This is a genomic window from Eubacterium sp. AF17-7, from assembly GCF_003461285.1.
Lineage (GTDB): Bacteria > Bacillota > Clostridia > Lachnospirales > Lachnospiraceae > Eubacterium_U > Eubacterium_U album.
The window spans coordinates 1-967 of record NZ_QTWU01000038.1 but is presented as its reverse complement, the minus strand read 5'-3'; the positions used below and the strand labels follow the sequence as shown (position 1 = coordinate 967).

General features: G+C 41.3%; 1 pseudogene. It reads left to right on the top strand.

Going from position 1 to position 967, the window contains the following annotated elements:
• Positions 1-967 (top strand): annotated as a pseudogene (locus tag DWW96_RS14160) (hypothetical protein); the annotation flags it as partial.

The window sequence follows — 967 nt, the reverse complement described above, 5'->3', positions numbered from 1 at the left end:
GTGAGGGAATTTTTGGATACAAACCAAAGGTCACAAGCATATTTGGTGCACCAATCGGAATATCTGAAGGCACAGTGTTTGTTGATATAGATACGGATACATATGGAGTTGCAGATAATGGAGATAAAATCAGAATTTCTGAAGTAAACAATGCTCAGAAAAATGGAAAAGACAGCGACGGTGATAAAGAAAACAAGGTGGACCATAATCCGGTAAAGGATTTCATGCTCTATAGCGGATTTGTAGGTTCATATCTTGAAAGCTTTGTCCTTGAGGAAACGGTTGGAGTATTTGCAGTATCCACAATGGAAGTATTTAAGGTGGCGCTTTCAAGAGGAATGGAGCTTGTGAAGATAGATTCGCAAAACATGGATGAGCTGGAAAGGATAAAGGCAGACGGCAAAACCATAAGTGAAATGAGAAATGCCGTCAGTTCAGGAAGGACAATCATAGTACCAAAGGAAGAAATGTGTTACTATGGATGGAAAGGCACAGCATATATTGCACTTGACACAAGTACAGGCGAAGGAGCCTACATGATAAGTGGAAGTATGTGCGGTGGCAGTACGGCAATAAACATAATTGTGGGGACAATAAATGTAATAATCGCTGCATATGATCTTATTGCTGCAATAGATATGATTATTTTAGGTCTTGCAAATCCCGTGTTGCTGACAGTTGCACTTGTGTTCCTGGGAGTTGCCGTTTATGCATACATTGACAGTATGTTTACGCTGTTTATGTATTGCAGCACCGGAGAAGAACGGTACGGAGAAGAAATGATGACGAATCTGTACTTCAACGTGACGTTTGGTGTAATAACGAAGGTGGCGGGAACTTTAGGAAAGAAAGTCGTAAGGAAGATAGGGGACACGCTTGTGGAAATGGGCGTAGACAGTAAATATGTTAAAAACTTCTTTACGGAAGAATATGGAGGAGTATCATGGGATGACAGCCCGGGAACAGG